The sequence below is a fragment of the Clostridium frigoris genome, from assembly GCF_018861865.1.
GTDB lineage: Bacteria > Bacillota > Clostridia > Clostridiales > Clostridiaceae > Clostridium_AD > Clostridium_AD frigoris.
The window spans coordinates 1-19,097 of sequence record NZ_JAHLDV010000045.1 but is presented as its reverse complement, the minus strand read 5'-3'; the positions used below and the strand labels follow the sequence as shown (position 1 = coordinate 19,097).

Here is a 19,097-nt window from a genome sequence, read left to right as displayed (position 1 = left end):
TGTCCTTTGAAATTATTTTAACATCATTGACTTTACTAAGCCAATTTTTTCACGTAAATTATCATCTTTCAAAATTTTCATTGCTGAATTATATAATACACGAACATCATATTGTCCTTTATAAATAGGTGTAACTTTCTTATCTAGATTTAGGAATTTATAAACAGCAATTTGTGCACTTCTTACAGAATAATCCATAGTAAACACTATATCATCTTCTATTTCACAAAACTGACCAAGTAATGCTAAGTTAGTTGAACCTTCTGGAATAACTTGTGGTCTATCGCCCTTTGCTCTAGTTAAAAATTGTGCTGTTGTAAAAGGTAATATACAAGGTATACAAATAGATGTTTTAAGGATTTTTTTCATATCACAGGCGAAATTCAAGTGATATAATAGCTCAGTTAATATTTCTTCACCTGTACAATCTACCATTCTCTTCTTTATAAAATCACCTTTTGCATATGGGTATAAACCATATCCCCATAAGGTTTGTACATTTTCAGGTTGATTAAGAAAATGTGGTTGCTTATATAAAACAATTGACATAAACCATCCAGATTCTTTAAATGTCATCATAGCTCCAGTTCCTGGTTGATTTCCTGAATATTCTATTATTTTATTTACCATAGTTGGATCCTTAAGTGTAACTACGAAAGACTCCCACATTGATTCTTCAACACGTTCATCAAAAACTTTTGGCTTACCAAGCTGTGGTCTACCTTGGGCGATTTTCTCCCAAAGATCCCATGTTCCACCTACATGTTTGTCATTAATCTTTGGAACTGTAGTCATTGAGCCTTGGCTACTACCAGCTGTTAATGAACCAATAGTAACAAAAGCAAAATCACCTTCCCCAACTTCTATTCTAGTTTCCTTTCCATTTTTTTCGCATTTAAATGCTGTAACTGTTGTCTGCATATCTGATGGTTTAAATTCTAAATCAGTTACTCTGCAATTAAGTTCAAAATTAACACCTTGTGATTCTAACCATTTAGTCATAGGTAATAACATGGAATCATATTGATTATATGGTGTACGACGTACTCCAGACATATCATTTAGATGTGGTAGTTCATGGATAAATCTATGAAGATATCTCTTGAACTCTATAGCACTATGCCAAGGCTCAAATGCAAATGTTGTAGTCCACATAAACCAAAAATTTGTTTTAAAAAATGATTCTGGGAAGCAATCTGTAATAGTTTTTGTACCTAAAGTATCTTCAGGTTTAATCATCATATCTGCTAAAGCCATTCTATCTTCGCGATTAAATCCTAAACATGATGACTCCAATATATTAGCTTCATTATCTATTAATCTAGCTTTTGAATAAGTACGATTTTTTTTGTTAAAAGCATTAAATTCATCAAGTATTGAAACTTTAGGATCAGTTAATGAAGGAATGCTTTCCATTACTCCAAAAGTACAAGTATATGCTTCCTCATCAAACATTCTTCCACCACGATTTGCATAACCCGTCGTAGCATCTCCATATCCATCCATGCTGCCACCTGTTACATTTAATTCTTCATATATATGAATATTTTTTCCTGGAACATGTCCATCTCTAATTAAAAATACTGCAGCAGACAATGATGCAAGTCCAGCACCAACCATATAAGCATTTGTTCTTTCAACATCTACCTTTTCCTCGCAATTAGATTCCATCTTTAATCATCCTCTCTTTATATTAATATTTTTGAACAACTGATCTATACGTACTCGCTATGCTTATAATATAATTCTTATTTATAAAATGTTAAATAATCAATTTTGATACTCTGTCCCAAAAACTCACATTATCATAAAGATGTATAACTTTATCTCAAATATCTTTTATTTTTACATTCATATATTTCCATTAACCCCAAATTATATTAAAGTACACATTTTTCACTGATAAATTACTTAAAGTGTATTATAATGGTACTAAGAAGATAGAAATTTAACAAAGGAGGTTGATGTTATGGCTTGGGGAAATAAAAACGAAAAAATGTTAGTTGTGGTTAAAAGTAATCCTGATGATAATGGATGGGATATACCTTTTGAATTGACTTACAACGAAGAAAAATTTGAAATAAAAGATCCAATTAGGAGTATGAAACTTTTTAACAATGCGATCAGATATAAATGCAATATTGACGGAAAAGCAATTGAGTTATTTAATGAAGGTGAAGAATGGTGGATTCTTGTATAGCGCAATTACCAATAAAAGCTATGGATTTTAGGTTTAATACCTTCATTCCATAGCTTTTTACATTATAAATACATATTAAATTTTATATAATTCGTAATTTGGTCTTTTGAGACACCCTTTTTTACTGTAATAAAAATCACAAGTTATTTTTTTAGCCTCCCATTAAACCCTGATAGCCCGTGATTCATATGATATATTGGACCAAATTTATTTTTAAGTAACACATTAACTGCTTTGGGGCTTCTACCACCTGACGCACAGTGCACTAAAATTGGTTTGCCTCGAAATTTTTCTAGCTCTGAAATCCTTGAGGAAAGTTCATTTACTGGAATTAGTTTAGAAGCGTTTATATGTCCCGTTTGGTACTCACCTTTATTTCTTACATCTAAAACAATAAGGTCCTTATTTTCGCGTATAAGTTTAAGAGCTTCCTTTCCAGAAACATTTTTTACATTTTTATTAAATTTAATAATTATCTTAGGATACATTATATAGATTATTAAGAGAATTAATATTATGGTTAATATATTATTCATGCTTTTCCCTTCTTTCGATTAATATTAATGTATTACTACAATTTCACTAACATACATTTTTTTACTGATGAAAGTATAAATAATCTATTCTTATTTTATATTATTTACATATCCAAAAACATATTTATTAACATGTTCAATAATATCTTTCACATCATTATTATATAACCTATAATGCACCTCAAGTCCAACCTTCTCACTTTTAACCAATCCTGCATCTTTTAAAATTCTTAAATGCTGAGATAGATTTGCCTGGCTAAATTCAATTTTTTCATTTAGTTTACAAACACATTTAGGACCATCACATAAGAACTGCATTATTTTATATCTTACGGGGTTTCCAAGTGCCTTAAATATTTTTACTGCCAATTCATCCTGATTCAATTTTCTTCCTCCTTGTAGTATTAAAGGTATGTAATTACATTTAATACTTCGTTTAAAGTTTATACCTTTTAATTAAATAATTATATAGTATATATTATATATTAGTTTTGTGATTATTTCAATTCTATGGTAACAGTTAAAAGAATCTAACAGTGTACTATAAAAACATTTTAACAAAATCTTCATTATTTATATTTAGAATATAATCCGATATATTAATACCATCTATAATAGTTTTTATTTCTATAAGATCAAACCTTTTATTTGAAAATAGTGCTTCTAATTCCTCGATAGTATTTTCCTCAAAAAAATCTCCATATATTTTAAAATTCTTAATAAATCCATCTAGTACATTCATCTTAATAGATACACTACCTGCACCAAACCTCATTTCTTTTTCATAATTAAATTTAGGCGATTTTCCAAAATTCCATTTCCATGTACCATATTTATTTTCTACTAATTCATCTATTTTTTTAATATCATCATCTGTTAGTATATAATTTTTTGCTTTCTCATTTCTATCTTCAAAGATACTTCCCAAAAGCATATCTTTAAATTCCTTAATTGATATCTTATCATTAACAAAATCACTAATGTTTGCAACCCTGCTCCCAACCGATTTAATTCCCCTACATTCAAATTTGTCTTTTTTTACATTTAAAGCCTTAGAAAGCATTGATAAGTCACTTGTAAATAAAAGTGTTCCATGATGGAGCAATTTATCTTTGCAAAAATATTGTGAGTTACCGGAAAATTTTTTACCATCAATTAAAATATCATTTCTTCCACTAAAACTTGCCTTAACCCCAAGTTTGCTTAAACACGATATTACCGGTAGTGCAAAAAAAGAAAAGTCATTTTTGTGTATATTTGAATTTGTTTCAATTATAGTGAAATTAAGATTACCAAAATCATGGTATACTGCTCCACCCCCAGATAACCTTCTTACTACCTTTATATTATTTGAATTTACATACTCGAAATTTAACTCTTCGTAGGTGTTTTGATTTTTTCCAACGACTATAACAGGTTCATTTTGCCACAATATCAGAACATCATCTTTTAAATCCTTATATTTTAAAAAATATTCCTCAAGAGCAAGATTAAAATATGGGTTATTAGAATTATTAATAACATTTATCATGTCTTTGACCTCCTTAATACAATCTAATTGATGTCTAGTCTATATGGTACACATCAATTTTCATTTTAAATATCTTTTATTAATCCTTTATTAATCCTTTATTAATAAATTGCTTAATATAAGTGTTATAAATAGTGCAAGTCCATATATAATAAACAAACTATTCAATGAATAGGCAAGTATAATTCTCCCACCAATAGCAGTTCCAACTCCACCACCACCCATGAAGCAAAAGGCAACTAATGACATTGCTGCACCTCTTGATTTTTGTGCGAATCCTGTTGCTCTTGTAAGTAGTGTTGAGTGTGTTAAAATAAATCCTAATCCAAGTAGTGCCACGCCTAAAATTAATAAGTAAATATTACTGCCAAAATAGAAAATTATTGTATCTGCAATTGCTGCAGATAATAGTCCTGCACTTAAAACTTTCTTCTGTCCAAATTTCTTAGAAAGCTTTCCGCTTAATCTCCCTCCAATAACAGACATTACTCCAAACGCAGTTAAAATCATACCTATTTTAAAATAATTATAATGATAGGTTTTAGCAATATATGAGCCTATATATGAAAAGCTTCCTACTATAAATATTCCTTCTAATAAAACGATTAAATAAGTAAACAAGCTTTTTGAATTAGATAAAAGTCTAAAATAAGGTTTTAATATTTCACTATTAGGATTTTTCTCTGAAGGTAATTTTTTATAATTTGATATTAGAAGTATCATTGGTATTAATGAAAGAACCGCATAAGCTATAAATACACCTTTCCAATTTAAAAAATATGCTATAGTTCCTCCTATGGCCATACTTAATCCTTGACCTAAAAATGATATCCCCATAAATGTTCCTATAGCTTGTTGCCTCTCTTCCATAGGAAACACATCACCAATAAGGGCAAGGGAAATTGGCATTACTGAGGCTGCAAAAATTCCGGTAAGTCCTCTATATATTGCTAAATTAGTTAGTGAAGTACCTAATGCACATAAACCAGTTGCAATTGTAAACATAATTAAGGAAAAAGTTATAACTTGTTTTTACCGTATCTATCTGCTAATGGGCCAAATATTATTTGAAATATCCCAAAAGGAATCATATATGCTGTAATTAATAACCCCGCTTTTGCTATTTCAACATTTAAATTTTCAGCTATTGCAGGTAGTATGGGTGATACTACCCAGTTATCTGCCATAACAATAAACCCTGCTAGTCCTAACAATAGAACAATACTATTTTTATTTATACTCTTCTTTTCCATCTTATAACGCCCCTTTTTCTATTAAAATTTCTTCTTATACTAAACCATTTATTACATAATAATATAATTAATTAATTATATTATAATCTATTAATATTCTAAAATCAATATATTTGCTACAATTAAATTTCAATGTGTTTACCCGTAGCCCATAATAGTCGACCAAGCTCCAATAAAGATTTAAAATATTCTTCTTTAAAAAGGACAATTGATATAGCAATAAGTGCTTTAAAATTCTTTGAAATCCCTAAATCTTTAGATACAAAGGTACAAAGGTACAAAGGTATTTTAATATTGACTATGCACAAATAGAGTAGTAGTATTATATTATAATTAAATAATTATTTAATTATATAGTTATCTAAAAGGAGGTGAATTATATATGGAACACAAACTAAATACCCAAATCACTATATTAGGTGGTGGCCCTGCAGGCTATGTTGCCGCGATAAGAGCAACACAGCTTGGTGCCAAGGTTGTACTAATAGAAGAAAGCGAATTAGGAGGAGTTTGTTTAAATAAAGGATGTATACCAACTAAAGCTTTTCTTAAAACTTCTGAGGTTAACTCTACTATAAAAAAATCAAAAGAATTTGGAATTAATAGTAATGAATCAACAATAAACTTGAACATATCTAATGAGAGAAAAAGTAGAGTGGTGAAAAATTTAAATATGGGACTTGAACATTTACTACCCGCAAAAGGAATTATGATTTTAAAAGGTAAGGGTTATATCAAGAGCCCTAAAAAAATTATAGTTTCAACTTTAGATGGTGAAGCAGAAGTTTCTACAGAAAAAATAATTATTACTACTGGCTCTAAACCATTAATCCCCAAAATAAATGGTATTAATCTCGCTGGCGTTATAACCAGCACTGATGCCCTTAATCTTATTGAAATCCCTAAAAAAATAGTGATAATTGGTTCCGGTGCGATTGGTCTTGAATTCGCAACCATGTTTAGTTCTATCGGCAGTAAAGTTACTGTAATTGAAATGAAAGATAAAATACTTCCAAATGAAGATAAAGAAATATCCACTGAGTTACTTAAAATCATGAAAAGACAAGGAATAAAATTCAAGTTATCAACATCAGTTAAAGAAATAAAACAGTCTGAAAATGCACTTGAAGTAATATACCTTGAAAAAGGCAAAGACTCCTCTGCGTTATGCGAAAAGGTTTTAGTTGCCATAGGGCGGAAGTTGAACTCGACTTGTGAAGAATTTAAAAATTTAGGTCTTAACATAGAAAATGGTGCCATCCTAGTTAACGAAAACATGGAAACAAATATCAAAGGAATCTATGCTGCTGGTGATGTTATTGGAGAAAAACTTCTCGCTCACCTTGCTTTCACTGAAGGTAAAGTCGCTGCGCAAAATGCTTTGGGAATAAAAAGCAGAGTTAATTATAATGCTGTTCCTGCCTGTGTTTATACAAACCCTGAAGTTGCGTCTGTTGGTATTAATGAAGAAGAAGCTACAAATCTCCATATAGACATAAAAGTAGGACGATTTGATTTTAGAAACAATGGTCGTGCTTTGACATTAAGTGAAAGAGAAGGCTTTGTGAAAATTATAGTTGATAAAGACAATATAATTATTGGTTGTCAAATACTTGGTATTAATGCTTCTGAACTAATATCGGAAATAACTCTTGCTATTACATTAAAAGCTAAAGCTGATATATTAGCTGATATGATTCATCCACATCCAAGTTTAGGTGAAGCAATATGGGAAGCCTGTGCTGATGCTGTAGGAAAACCACTACACAAGCTATAGGAATGTCTTTATAATATACAAAAAAACAAGGAGGATTTTATTATGGAAGAAAAAGAATTACCCGGTTTTATAATGTGTGTATGTACAGGAAAGTGCCCTGGATTTCAAGCAATGGATATATGGGACTTTATTAATCAAGTTAGAGTGGAGCTCCCTGTTGAGTATGGTATTATTCACCCTCAACTTTGTGAGGAAGATGGAGACAGATTTCTTAGTGACTATTTAAAAGCTGGCAGAAAAGTAGTAATAGGTGCCTGCGCTCCAAATATGCAAAAAAAAATGTTTATTCAAGCCTTTAAAGATGCAGGACTAGATGTGGAAAAGGATGCAGTTATGCTAGACATTAGAGCCATGACAAACGAACAAGCTTTTGATGTAGTTAGAAACGCATTAAAAGACTTAGGTTTTGAGGAGGAGGAATAATTATGAGTGAATCAACTTTTATGGGTGTTCCAAGAGATACAATAGATTGGAGTCCAAGAATAGATTATGATAAATGTAATTTCTGCAATGAATGTTCTGATTTTTGTCCTCATAATGTTTTTGAAATAAGAGAAAATGAAGTTAGAAAACTTATAGTTAAAAACCCTGATAACTGTGTTGTATTCTGTAGGGCTTGTGGCAAAACTTGTGGCGAGGATGCCATAACTTTCCCACATAAAAAAGAAACTACAACCAAAATTAAGAAAACAAGAAAGGAGCTAACGCCTAATGAGTAAATCTTATGCTATTCTTCCCTGTAATGGACTTGATAAATGTGCTGGTTGTATTTCAAAGGAAGTTGCACTAAAACTTTCCGAAACCACAGAGAGTAAAATCATATGCCCTGTATTATACAGAATCGCTGACTCAAGGTATAATAAACTCTCACAGGAAAAACCTCTTTTAGTAATTGATGGTTGTGCCTCAAGATGTGCAAGTAAACTTGCCTCAGAAAAAGGCTTAAAAATTACCGAAAAAATCAACATAAGTGATGAAGCAAAAGCAAATAACATTACAATTACTGAAAGCTTAAGACTTGGTGAAAATGAGTTAAACCTTGTTAATATTATAAATAAAAAGCTAATAAAAGCAGAAGAAAAAGTTGAAAGTAAAAATTCTTTTTCAATTCCTAAAAACATTGAATATGATGTATATAAAAAAGATAAGTTTACCTTTAGAACTCCAAAGGAAGGTTTTTATTTCAATGAAAATGATTGTTGGGCTTATGTTGTAGGAAATAAAGCAAGAATAGGTGTTGGAGATTTAGTTCAACAAAGTCTTTCGGATATAATGTTCTTCACTCCACCAACAGTGGGAAGTGAAATAGAACAATTTGATGAAGTAGGCAATGTAGAGTCTGGGAAAGCTGTATTTGAAGTTATATGCCCTGTAAGCGGCATAATAACAGCTATTAATGAAAACCTTCTAGCAGCACCCGAACTTATTAATCAAAATCCATATGAAAAAGGATGGATAGCGGAAATAGAATTATCGGATTTTGAAAGTGATAAAGATTTCCTTCTTAACTTTACTAAATATTTTGAAGTATTAAAAAGAAAGGTGGATGAATTTCATGTCTAAAATAAAAGTTTTGTCTTGTAGTGGTATAGGTAAGGTATATGGTCTAATGGCAAGAGAAGCAGTTTTGGAAATTACAAATGAATTAAAACCGGGTGTAACTGAAACAGTTTGTCTTGCCCATATAGTAACTGGAGATGCAGAAGCTAAAGAAAAGATTGAAGGAGTTTCTTGTATAACCATAGATGGTTGCCCTATGCTTTGTGCTGCTAAAAATGTTGAGCTTGCAGGCGGAATAGTAAAAGCTAAATATAGAACTGTGGATGAAATGAAAAACCACAGAGGCGTAAATGCGGGTACTGGTACAGCTCTCACTGAAGAAGGCTTTAACATAGTAGATGAGTTATGCGCTAAAGTTTGCGTTAAAATAGATGAAATTATAAAGGAGGAGAAATAGTATGGCTAATTCAAATATTGGAGTATTATCTTGTAGTGGTGAAGAATGTCTTGGTGGAACTATTTCAAGACTTGCAACTAGAAAAATGCTTGAAGAGCTCCGAAAAGATCAAACAGTTACGCTTTGCCTTCCACTTTATCTTACAGGTGGAGAAGAAGAAAGAGCTTTTGCAAAAGAGTATCCAGTCATTACAGTAGATGGGTGTAGTAAATGTTGTGCTAGAAGAGCTACAGAAAAGTATAGCGGAAAAGTAAGTGCTACTGTTATTGTATCACATATATTAGGAGAAGACATTGCTCTTTGTAAGACTGTGTCCTCTAAATATTTAACAGAGGAACAGTATAAAATGGTAGATAAAGTTGCAGCAGAAATTTGTAAGCATTTTGATAAGATAGTGTCAAAATAAGAAAACCCACAACTAATTAATTAGTTGTGGGTTTTGTTAATAATGCTTTATTAATTCTCCATATTATAGTTAATCTATATATATTTCATAATACTCTGTAATCATTGATATAATGCCATTTTTCCGCGTTTATTCTTTTTTTACTAAAACTGCTGATACAATATAACGGTCTGGAGCATTCCCAATAAAATTGAATGGGTAGCAAGTAGTCAAAGTGAGAACAGCATTTTTCGTAGGTACAATCACCGTTTTGTCATCTTTATGGACAATTCGAGTGCCGCTAACCTTATAGGTGAAGGTGCCTGCTGATGTCTGCACAATGAGTGGATTCCCTACCTTCAATTTATTTAATTGTCTGAAGGTTGTCTCCCTATGTCCCTAAATAACACAATTGTCTTTTTCTCCAGGAAGTACACTTTGGTAGAAGTGTCCTACACCCATCTTCAACTCATTATCCCCTGTACCCTGCATCATGGTTAGTTTTCGCTTTAAGGCCGGGATAGTAAGACTTCCAATATTGCCACCCTCCGCTGGATATACTGGATAAATGGGTTTATCAGCTTGAGACAATGGTTTAAAAGTATCCGATTTCCCATTAACGTCCCTTACAGTCTTATTATTGGAAAATATTTTTTGGGTGGTGATACTTTCCTGATTAGAATAATGGGTCTGTGTCCATATACCACATACTGACCAAAATATAAACCCTAAGCCTAGAAGCATAAATCCCAGCGATAAAACCGTAACCAGCGAACGTTTGCTCCTGATAGTTTTTTCTTATTCATAACTCTTTCTTTTTCTTAAACCTAGTATTCCTAATATCGTTAAAGTAGCCCCTATAAGAAGTATCTCATATAAATGAGAAGAAGTATTCGGAAGTTGTCCACCTGTAATAGTAGGCGTAATTCCCCTAGGTGAATTATCATTACTAGTAATAATTACGGTTTTATTATCGCCAGGAGATATAGTTATTTTACCATTAGAATTGCTACCTTTATAACTTATGGTATATCCAGGAATAGCATCTTCACTAATTACATAAGTACCTGCATCCAAGTTATAGGTACTTCCATATTTTGATGATGGAATTCTCAGCATCTAAAGTAAGTTTACCTGTTATTTAAAAAGTTCCATCTGCTGAATCGTATACCCCAGGTTTCAAGGAAGTTTCACCAAGCTCACTTGGAATACGAGTTACAGGTTTTCTACCTGCGGCATCATCATATGCACTTACTAAGTCATCCTTTGCTTTAATTACAGCATTATCAGCCAAATGTACATTTCCACTTATCGTTGTACTTGCCCTGCCAGTGAAAGCAGTACCGGGATACACACCAACATTGCCGCCAACATTTATAATCATTTACTTGTAGCCTCTTTTATCAACAATAATTTTCATATTACCCTCTCTATTAAACTTATGTTCGTATATATTATTTAACATTTCACTATCTAAAAACTTCAAGTTTAGTTGTCTTTTATTATTTCTTTTAATATCTATCCCTTTCCAATTTCCACTCTTGCTCCTTATTCCCTATTTCTGAAATAACATCTTTATCTATTTCTGTTTTATTTAACTTTCTAAGTGCATCGAGTAAAACTTTCTCCATTGCGCCCGAAATCACTATAGTCTCTGCTATTAGGTTATCTTCTTTATCATGTGTCTCCTGTATATCACTTTTTGATGCTTGCCTCTGTACAGACACCATGGCCTTACCATCCTTTTCAAGTATTTCTTGTAAAAAACTCCTTGTAAGTTTATACATATTAAATTCCCCCTACTACTTTCTATATTCTATACTAATATATAATTTATTAACCCCTTTCATATTTTAATTTAGCAATACTATTGTATAACTAAATTAACAAAGTGTCAACTAAACTTAACTAAATTCCAACTAAATACTGTATTAAGTGACAATAGTTGATGTATTAATTTAAACTAAATTGCACTATTTAATAACTAAAACTTAATTTTAGGTATAGCTAAAATTAAGTTTTAGTTCGGTTTTGTTGACTTTTAGTCAGGTTAGTTATAAAGTAATATAATACTATTTAAATGTTGGGAAGGCGGTTTTATATTGTTAGATTTTAATGATTTATGGCTAGTAAGAACCAATCCTGGAAAAACTGATCGGTTAAAAGAGTTTTTAGAAAACGATATAATTGCAATAGGTTGGAGTAACTTACTTGACTTACATGGTATGCCTAAAAGCACAATTCTTACAGAGCTTTCTAAAAATAACTATTCTTGCTCAAATGTAACCCTTGGTGTTATAAACCATTTTGTGAATAATATCCAGGTTAACGATTTATGTATCATACCCTATGGAGATAAAGTATATATAGCCAAAGTTACAAGTGAATATTATTATAATTCGACTAAGGTAGATGATGGTTATCCTCATCAAAGAAAAGTTGAATTTATTAATAAAAATCATCCTATTAGCAGGGCTAGTTTACCTGAAACTGTTCGGAAATCGTTAGGTGCACAAAATTATGTTGCCCATCTAAAACATCGTATAGATGAATTTAAGGCCTTTTTATCTGAAACTGATCCTAATAACGAACATACTGATTTACATAAAGTATTGATAAAGTTACTACCAAAGGCTATAGATAATATAAAAAATGCTATGGACAGTGATGATGATCAGAGAAAGTTTATTGCATCCGTTGAAGTGCTTAGACTATTACAGAAATACGAGTAAAAACAGATAGAAAGAAACTTATGTAAAAAATTTAGCTTGAACATTATAATATTTATTTCATATTATAATATTGATAAAAATATTAAGGAGATAATAAATGTTTTATTGTCCATATGCTAATATTACAAATAATTCTTACAGAGCTATGCAAATGAATTCTTATATTAGAGTATCCCATGCCTCTCCTAATTCACCAGTTGTAGATGTTTATGCAAACGAAAATCTTATTGTGAAAGGTCTTGCTTATAAGGAATTATCACAATATCTACCTGTTCCTTCTGGCAACTACAATATTAAAGTTTACCCTTCAGGACAAATGACAAACCCTGTTATAAATACAAATGTATATATACCTGAAAATACTGTAACTAATATAGCCGCAATAGGAGTTCTTCCCAATATTAGTTTATTCCCAATTCAAGAACCAATCACTGCTCAGGCATCTGGTAAAGCTTGTGTAAGATTTATTCATCTTTCTCCAAACGCACCAGCTGTTGATATAAAATTAACTGATGGTACAAAAGTATTCAATAATGTTGCCTATAAAGGTATTACAAATTACGTTAACGTTCCTGAAGGAACATATACCTTCAAAGTCAGCCCTACTGGTACTGACAATGTAGTATTAACTGTTCCTAATATCAAACTAAGTGCAGATAATTACTATACTATATATGCACTTGGTCTAGTTGGAAAAACTCCAGCATTGGAGGCTATAGCGGTATTAGAACCAAGATAATAAGAAAACTAAGGTATTACTTAAGGTTACCTTAGTTTCTATTTTTCCAGTCCTTACAACTGTATATCCAATATTATTGTACTTAAAATTAACATCATATGTCGTATTTTATCCAAGATGTATCTTCATTTCTCCTTTAGATAGCTGTCCATAACCCATCACACTAATCGCATTAAATTAATGCATAAGAAAACCCACAACTAATTAATTAGTTGTGGGTTTCATTGTCTAAGGACTATAATTTTGATACAATTTAGCGAGTTTTTCAAAAGGAGCGTAAATTTTAATATCACTAATTTGTATGGGGTTTCTGCTAAAATGTGCACACCCTACAAAATTTATTCTAAACTTATAGTTCTACTCATATAATTCACGATAAGCATTAATATAAGAAATGGCCGCTACTTCATTAATACCATAATAATATTTTACAAGTTTTTTATAAATAATAAGCACTTCTTTATCAAAACAACAATCTAGAATTAAATCTAACAAAGTTTCTATTCTCTCTCCATCTTCTACCCTAAGCTTAATAATTTCTTCAATTTCATAACCATAATTTACCTCAGCCAACTTAGCAAATTCCTTTAATCTTTGTACTATTCCACTAACATCCATGTCCACCCTCACATACTAAATATTCTCTTACAATTCTTATAAACTTACTTGTCACTACCTATCTGTTTTATATTTAAACCCTTAAGAGCCTTTATATTTTTATTGTTGAGTAATGATTTTAGTTGTGTTCTAGCTATTTTATTTAAATCCATTAACCGCTGCCTTTGTTCCATTCCTTTTTCAATAAAATTTGCATTCAAATTTTCTAGATTTACCAATACTATAAGCTGTTCAATTGTAGCATAGTCTCTTATATTTCCTTTTGCATCTGGATTCTCATTTCTCCATTCCCTTGCTGTCTTTCCAAATAAAGCAACATTAAGCACATCTGCCTCATTTGCATAAGTAAATGCTATCTCCTTATTGGTTAAGTCATTAGAAATTAAATTCTCTTTAATGGAATCAGTATGTATTCTATAATTTAATTTTGAAAGCACACGATTAACATTCCATTCAAGAGATAATTTGCTATTTTCATCACCTTTTAATCTCTGATAATCTTTTATTATATAGAGCTTAAATTCTGGTGAGACCCATGAAGCAAACTCAAAAGCAATATCTTTATGAGCAAAGGTTCCTCCATACCTACCAGATTTTGAAACAATACCAATTGCGCCTGTTGCAGTTATCCATTTTTGAGGTGACAATACAAATGAATTTTTACCTGCCTCATTTCTAAACCCTTCGAATTCGACGGGTTTAAAATTTGGATTATTCATTTTTTCCCATAATCCAAGAAATTCTATTGTATCTCTGGTTCTAAGCCAATTTCTAATAACATCATTAGGCTCATCACTCTTGTATTTAGCAATATCCGTTAAACTTATGTAATCATCTTCACTACCACTTGAAACAACAGAAATTTCAGCTCCATTAGCATTTATAGTTGCTTTAAATTCTTTACTTTTAGCCATTTTTTACACCTCACGATTATTTTCCTAAACTATTATCAATATTTTTTTGATTTATCACTTTTTCTACGCATCTTCTCTGTTTGTACCTGATTAAATTTATTTTCAGTAATAATCACAGGATTACATCCCGTAATTAAGTATTTATCTTGATTTCTATTTATCATTTGCTTCCCACTAAAAAAATCTTTTACTACAGTTTTCTGAAGTAAAACATTACCGGCATATTTTTCATTTGAAAGAATCTTATTTATAGTTTCACAACTCCATGTTTTAAATCCTCTAGGTGAAACAATTCCTCTTGAATTTAATTCAAAAGCTATCTTCCTTAAACTAGCTCCTGTTATATAAATTTCAAATATTTTCTGCACAACACTCGCTTCAGCTGGCTCTATTATTAATTTACCATCATTATCATGACAATATCCGTAACAAATGCGGTTTTGATATTTTGTATCTATACTCTCAAAACTTCTTTTAATTCCCCACCTTATATTATAGCTCTTTTCTTCACTTTCATTTTGATAAAGTGCCGCATATATTGTTAGCATTAGTTCAGATTTTTGTTGTAATAGATATATCTTCTCATTTTCAAAATAAACGTCTACTCCTAGCTCCTTTAATTCCTTTAAAACTTTTAGTGTATCTAATGTATTTCTTCCAAACCTACTTAAGGACTTAGTAAGGATTAAATCTATTTTACCGTTTTTACTATCAAAAATCATTTTTTGAAACTCTTTTCGCTTGGTTATATCTCTTCCAGAAGCTTTATCAGCGTATACGCAAGCAAATTTCCAATTTTTATTTTTCCTTATCTCATTTTCATAATATGATATTTGATTTTCTAAACTACATAGCTGATCCTCATGTAAGGTACTAATTCTACAGTATGCAGCCACTTTTAAAATCTTATAAGGTGGTGGTGTATGAATATTTATGTTTTTTTTAACTACTCTCATTTAGCTTTCTCTAATCTAACTCTTTGAACTCTATTAATTAATTCTTCATCTATAATTTTAGGATAATTTTCATCTCCTATATAACGTTCATAAGAAAGTATCTTTGATATCGCCTGCTTTCCCCATTTAGGGTTATTATAAGGTGAGGGAATGCTACAAGATTCAAACCTAGCTGAGATACTTCCCATACTTTCTCCATCAGCATATAGTTCATATATTAATTTCACAGTCATAGCCTGTAATTCATTAATTTCTATATTATTTGAAAAACCTCTATTATATCCAAATGCAATTCTTTTTTGAACTTTTTTATCCACTTTATCACTCCCTCATCTTTGTTTTTACAAACGTGATTCTTAATTTAATTATCACATATTTTCTTATAAAAATCAAAGAACAGATTATTGCTAAAAGTCTGCAATAACCTGTTCTTTTAATTAATCTGTCTACTTATCTTGGTGGAGGCGAACCGTACCGGATGAAATGTACAATTTCCATTAAGGGTCATAGGCATAAGATACTTTAATAAAGAGGAATATCATGTTGTAAAAAACATTGGTATTCTTCCTTCACTATTCATTAATATTATAGTTATAACTTTTAGCAAAAAAATATTAATAGATTTATCATACCTGATGGGATTGAACCCTCGACCTACGCGTTACGAGTGCGTTAGTTTGCTTATATTAACATTTAGTAAGTTTTACTAACCAATTGTATATCAACGTTTATATGCTATTACCTTATAGTATCTTATATTATAATCGGGTACCGTTTTTTATTATTAGTACCCAAATAGTACCCAATAATAAAATCTAAAATAGTAACATAACCATCAACTGATACCCAATTGAACTCACAATCTTCAGATTCTAAAGAAATGGTTTTTATCAGGTTCAAAAAGCCTTTCTGCCGTTACGAATAGCCATTTTACTTTTTATCTAAGTTTAAATTATACATGTTTATTCTAACCTATAAGACGCAAAAAAAGAGACAAAATAAAATGTCCCTTTTATTAATTATCGAAAACACATCTACGCACATCTTAAGGTGTCTTATTTCTAAAGGTAGAATTGTATCAATTAACACTTTACAATGCCTCTACATGCCTTCTATGTCCTTCTTTAATGCCTGATTTTATCTTTATACCTCATATTCTTTTCTTTTTCCTATATCGTTCTATATTTTTATACAAGTATTTTTTTAGAACGTAAGCATCGAATCTGAGCTGAACATCCTTCCAGCTGTTTTGTAGTATGGTTGATAGCATATTTTAACTTAGAGTATATTTTGTAAAACGTTGTATATCAACATTTATACAATATATCTTTGTCATACTCTATTGCATACTTATGTACTTTTACGTAAAACAAACACGAATAGTACATTCCAAAACTATTGCATTTAAATTAAAAAAGCACAAGTTTTGAATAATAAGTTAATAATGGAACGTAGTTATTAAACTCTCCCACCTTACAATATATAAATCAATTTTTATTGCACCTATCTAATAACAATTATTTCATTTGTATGATTTAACATTTATTTCTCCATAAAAAATAAGCGACCTATAAAGGTCACTTATACAACTTTTCTTTTATTGTCTTCATCATCTATACGCTCAATTTTTACTCTCACAATTTCTTCTTCACGATCAAACATTATTTCTTTCTCCTTACACATTTCTCTTTCAATTTTGTATAAGTGGTCATTTTCATCAAATAGATAATAAAATACTGCTTCTTGATTATATTTTGTTATACACTTCATCTCAGCTATTAACCCACGTACACCCTTATAATAATTCACATATGAATAATTATCTAACTTTGCATTTTCAAGTAAATTATATGGTGTTATTATAGGAGAATACATTAATTCATATAATTGCTCTACATGTTTTTTCATAATACACCTCTCTTATATGTTTTAATTATATCATATATTAAATCTCTAAATACGCCAAAATTATATCTTTAACATACATTACTTGATTATCTAACTGATCCCTAGCCCTATCAAATTCCTCTACTTTCCAATCACCTCTTACCTTTCCAATAATATCATTAGTAAACTGTGTGAAATATACCGCTAAATATCCTCCATTATTTTTAATTTTACTTATAATCCATCGATATTTACCAGAGAATAATTGGCAGTCTTTTAAATTTGTACTTTCCTTATCTATTACTAATTTATTAATTAAGTAGGGAACAATTTCATTTTTTATATAAGTATCAAAACCATGTTTCTTATTTGCATAATATTTATCAGGTCTTTTAGCCTGATTATCATCGCTTTCAGCTGTATCAATCATTGATTTCGCTTTTTCCCTATCAACGTTTAACAACTTTTGTAATTTATCTATTTTCTTTTCTCTTTCTATTTCTTCTGCTTTTCTTCTTTTTAATATTTCAGTAGTCATGTATCTATCAGCAATTACTGTTCCTTCACCATACTCTTTTGCTATTCCATAACTAATACCTTTTGATTTTTCATAATTATATTGATGCTCTTTATCATCTGGCATAACATCAATATCTTTAAGCTCTTTTATTAATTCACTTTCTTCCATCTGTTGCTTGTAATATTCCCATAGCTTGTCTAATGCAAGAAATTTATGTGATACTATTTGGCCTACATTATCTAATGCCAATTCAGCATCCGGTATAATCCTTAATATTCTGCCTATGAATTGTGCATATGGTAGTTGATGCCTAAATGGCCTAAATATAGCTGCAATGGATAAGTAACTATGATCATATCCTTCTCCTAACTTTGAAACATTTACAACCACACTAACTCTATGGTTATCTATATCGGAATATGCTTGCTCAAGTTCTTCTTTTTTCATATCACTATGCACCAGCGCAGTTCTATATCCTTTCCTTTCATATATATCTTTTATTTGTTTGGCATGGGCAATACTACAAGCAACCGCAATAATCTTATGTGGCTGTTTGCTTATTTCAAGTTTAGCGTTTAGATATTTTAAACTCAAGTCAACAATTTTTTCTGAACATTCTGGTGTATATGCAACAGTTCTACTTACCCAATCCTCATCGTGTAAATTCATATCTAGTATTTCATCCACTGTAAGTGTTTTACTGAAATCTCCATCTATTGTGAGTAGTAATCCATCTGGTACGTATTTGAAGTTTTCTAAACTTTTAACCATACCATTTGCCATAGCACTACTTAGTTTATATGAATATGCTAATTCACCGGCGATCTGTTCTCCATCAGTTCTTATCGGTGTACCAGTAACTTTAACCACTTTTGCTGAATTAAAATGTTTCAATGTTTGAACCCATGTTGTTGCAGTAGAATGGTGTGCCTCATCTATAATTATAAAATCAAAAAAATCTCTTGGTAGATAATTTAATGGCCCTATGTGTTAAGATAGTTGTCGTAGAGAGAAATATAGTATATTATACAGTATAGGCTTTACGAAAGGGGAAAGATATCATGGTGAGTAAAATTGGGTATTCTGAAGAAA

23 protein-coding genes and 2 pseudogenes are annotated in these 19,097 nt (G+C 30.6%); 9 read left to right on the top strand and 16 right to left on the bottom strand.

The window, feature by feature from the left end; translation table 11 throughout:
- Positions 1–12 precede the first annotated feature (12 nt).
- Positions 13–1,671: an oleate hydratase gene (locus KPL37_RS15190; RefSeq protein ID WP_216150723.1), complete on the bottom strand. Its 1,659-nt coding sequence runs from the start codon at positions 1,669–1,671 to the stop codon at positions 13–15.
- Positions 1,672–1,969: 298 nt separating this feature from the next.
- Between KPL37_RS15190 and KPL37_RS15185 the strand changes: the two genes are divergently transcribed.
- Positions 1,970–2,200, top strand: a complete 231-nt coding sequence (locus KPL37_RS15185; protein WP_216150722.1) for a hypothetical protein — start codon at positions 1,970–1,972, stop codon at positions 2,198–2,200.
- Between the two features lie 143 nt (positions 2,201–2,343).
- Here KPL37_RS15185 and KPL37_RS15180 read toward each other — a convergent pair whose 3' ends face one another.
- From KPL37_RS15180 to KPL37_RS15165, 4 genes and pseudogenes are all read right to left on the bottom strand, one after another.
- The gene (locus tag KPL37_RS15180; RefSeq protein WP_216150721.1) at positions 2,344–2,736 is read right to left on the bottom strand and encodes a rhodanese-like domain-containing protein; all 393 of its coding nucleotides are present in this window, start codon (positions 2,734–2,736) and stop codon (positions 2,344–2,346) included.
- Positions 2,737–2,826: 90 nt separating this feature from the next.
- Positions 2,827–3,120 carry an ArsR/SmtB family transcription factor gene (locus tag KPL37_RS15175; RefSeq protein ID WP_216150718.1) on the bottom strand — a complete coding sequence of 98 codons (294 nt, stop codon included), beginning with the start codon at positions 3,118–3,120 and terminating at the stop codon, positions 2,827–2,829.
- 157 nt (positions 3,121–3,277) lie between these two features.
- A complete protein-coding gene (gene lplA / locus KPL37_RS15170; RefSeq protein ID WP_216150716.1) occupies positions 3,278–4,267 on the bottom strand; it encodes a lipoate--protein ligase in 990 nt (329 codons plus the stop codon).
- Between the two features lie 90 nt (positions 4,268–4,357).
- A pseudogene (locus tag KPL37_RS15165) lies at positions 4,358–5,454 on the bottom strand (MFS transporter).
- Between the two features lie 448 nt (positions 5,455–5,902).
- Here KPL37_RS15165 and lpdA point away from each other — a divergent pair.
- Genes lpdA through KPL37_RS15135 form a run of 6 tightly spaced genes read left to right on the top strand, consistent with a single transcriptional unit; the run spans position 5,903 to position 9,660 of the window.
- Positions 5,903–7,297 (top strand): dihydrolipoyl dehydrogenase, encoded by a 1,395-nt coding sequence (gene lpdA, locus KPL37_RS15160; RefSeq protein WP_216150714.1) that lies wholly within the window; start codon positions 5,903–5,905, stop codon positions 7,295–7,297.
- A gap of 42 nt (positions 7,298–7,339) precedes the next feature.
- Entirely contained in the window at positions 7,340–7,720 is a 381-nt protein-coding gene (locus KPL37_RS15155; RefSeq protein ID WP_216150711.1) for a hypothetical protein, read from the top strand.
- Between the two features lie 2 nt (positions 7,721–7,722).
- Positions 7,723–8,016: a 4Fe-4S dicluster domain-containing protein gene (locus KPL37_RS15150; RefSeq protein ID WP_216150709.1), complete on the top strand. Its 294-nt coding sequence runs from the start codon at positions 7,723–7,725 to the stop codon at positions 8,014–8,016.
- Positions 8,009–8,860 (top strand): putative zinc-binding protein, encoded by an 852-nt coding sequence (locus KPL37_RS15145; protein WP_216150707.1) that lies wholly within the window; start codon positions 8,009–8,011, stop codon positions 8,858–8,860. The genes KPL37_RS15150 and KPL37_RS15145 overlap by 8 nt, the downstream gene beginning before the upstream one ends.
- Complete coding sequence (locus KPL37_RS15140) at positions 8,853–9,254, top strand: putative zinc-binding protein (RefSeq protein WP_216150705.1); 402 nt, start codon at positions 8,853–8,855, stop codon at positions 9,252–9,254. Before KPL37_RS15145 ends, KPL37_RS15140 begins: the two co-directional genes overlap by 8 nt.
- A gap of 1 nt (position 9,255) precedes the next feature.
- On the top strand, positions 9,256–9,660 hold the full coding sequence (locus tag KPL37_RS15135; protein WP_216150702.1) for a putative zinc-binding protein: 405 nt from the start codon (positions 9,256–9,258) through the stop codon (positions 9,658–9,660).
- Positions 9,661–9,789: 129 nt separating this feature from the next.
- Here KPL37_RS15135 and KPL37_RS19850 read toward each other — a convergent pair.
- The 5 genes and pseudogenes from KPL37_RS19850 to KPL37_RS15115 all read right to left on the bottom strand — a co-directional run.
- Positions 9,790–10,026 (bottom strand): annotated as a pseudogene (locus tag KPL37_RS19850) (sortase); the annotation flags it as partial.
- Between the two features lie 12 nt (positions 10,027–10,038).
- Positions 10,039–10,383, bottom strand: coding sequence for a hypothetical protein (locus KPL37_RS19845; protein WP_246578313.1), 345 nt, complete (start codon positions 10,381–10,383; stop codon positions 10,039–10,041).
- Positions 10,384–10,437: 54 nt separating this feature from the next.
- On the bottom strand, positions 10,438–10,758 hold the full coding sequence (locus KPL37_RS15125; protein WP_216150700.1) for an LPXTG cell wall anchor domain-containing protein: 321 nt from the start codon (positions 10,756–10,758) through the stop codon (positions 10,438–10,440).
- Between the two features lie 22 nt (positions 10,759–10,780).
- Entirely contained in the window at positions 10,781–11,023 is a 243-nt protein-coding gene (locus tag KPL37_RS15120; RefSeq protein WP_216150698.1) for an ice-binding family protein, read from the bottom strand.
- Between the two features lie 127 nt (positions 11,024–11,150).
- Positions 11,151–11,426: a hypothetical protein gene (locus KPL37_RS15115; RefSeq protein ID WP_216150696.1), complete on the bottom strand. Its 276-nt coding sequence runs from the start codon at positions 11,424–11,426 to the stop codon at positions 11,151–11,153.
- 315 nt (positions 11,427–11,741) lie between these two features.
- Here KPL37_RS15115 and KPL37_RS15110 point away from each other — a divergent pair, with 315 nt between their 5' ends.
- Entirely contained in the window at positions 11,742–12,371 is a 630-nt protein-coding gene (locus tag KPL37_RS15110; RefSeq protein WP_216150694.1) for a hypothetical protein, read from the top strand.
- A 97-nt stretch (positions 12,372–12,468) separates the two neighbouring features.
- Positions 12,469–13,110: a DUF4397 domain-containing protein gene (locus KPL37_RS15105; protein ID WP_216150691.1), complete on the top strand. Its 642-nt coding sequence runs from the start codon at positions 12,469–12,471 to the stop codon at positions 13,108–13,110.
- Positions 13,111–13,467: 357 nt separating this feature from the next.
- Here the strand turns inward: KPL37_RS15105 and KPL37_RS15100 are convergent, their stop codons facing one another.
- The 6 genes from KPL37_RS15100 to KPL37_RS15075 all read right to left on the bottom strand — a co-directional run bounded on the left by KPL37_RS15100 (position 13,468) and on the right by KPL37_RS15075 (position 18,992).
- Entirely contained in the window at positions 13,468–13,728 is a 261-nt protein-coding gene (locus KPL37_RS15100; protein ID WP_216150689.1) for a hypothetical protein, read from the bottom strand.
- 44 nt (positions 13,729–13,772) lie between these two features.
- Positions 13,773–14,642: a KilA-N domain-containing protein gene (locus KPL37_RS15095; RefSeq protein ID WP_216150687.1), complete on the bottom strand. Its 870-nt coding sequence runs from the start codon at positions 14,640–14,642 to the stop codon at positions 13,773–13,775.
- Positions 14,643–14,677: 35 nt separating this feature from the next.
- The gene (locus tag KPL37_RS15090; protein WP_216150685.1) at positions 14,678–15,598 is read right to left on the bottom strand and encodes a recombinase family protein; all 921 of its coding nucleotides are present in this window, start codon (positions 15,596–15,598) and stop codon (positions 14,678–14,680) included.
- Positions 15,595–15,915 carry a recombinase family protein gene (locus KPL37_RS19840; protein WP_216150683.1) on the bottom strand — a complete coding sequence of 107 codons (321 nt, stop codon included), beginning with the start codon at positions 15,913–15,915 and terminating at the stop codon, positions 15,595–15,597. The genes KPL37_RS15090 and KPL37_RS19840 overlap by 4 nt, the downstream gene beginning before the upstream one ends.
- 1,264 nt (positions 15,916–17,179) lie before the next feature.
- The gene (locus KPL37_RS15080; RefSeq protein WP_216150681.1) at positions 17,180–17,506 is read right to left on the bottom strand and encodes a hypothetical protein; all 327 of its coding nucleotides are present in this window, start codon (positions 17,504–17,506) and stop codon (positions 17,180–17,182) included.
- 37 nt (positions 17,507–17,543) lie between these two features.
- A complete protein-coding gene (locus KPL37_RS15075; protein WP_343216288.1) occupies positions 17,544–18,992 on the bottom strand; it encodes a DEAD/DEAH box helicase in 1,449 nt (482 codons plus the stop codon).
- Positions 18,993–19,097 lie beyond the last annotated feature (105 nt).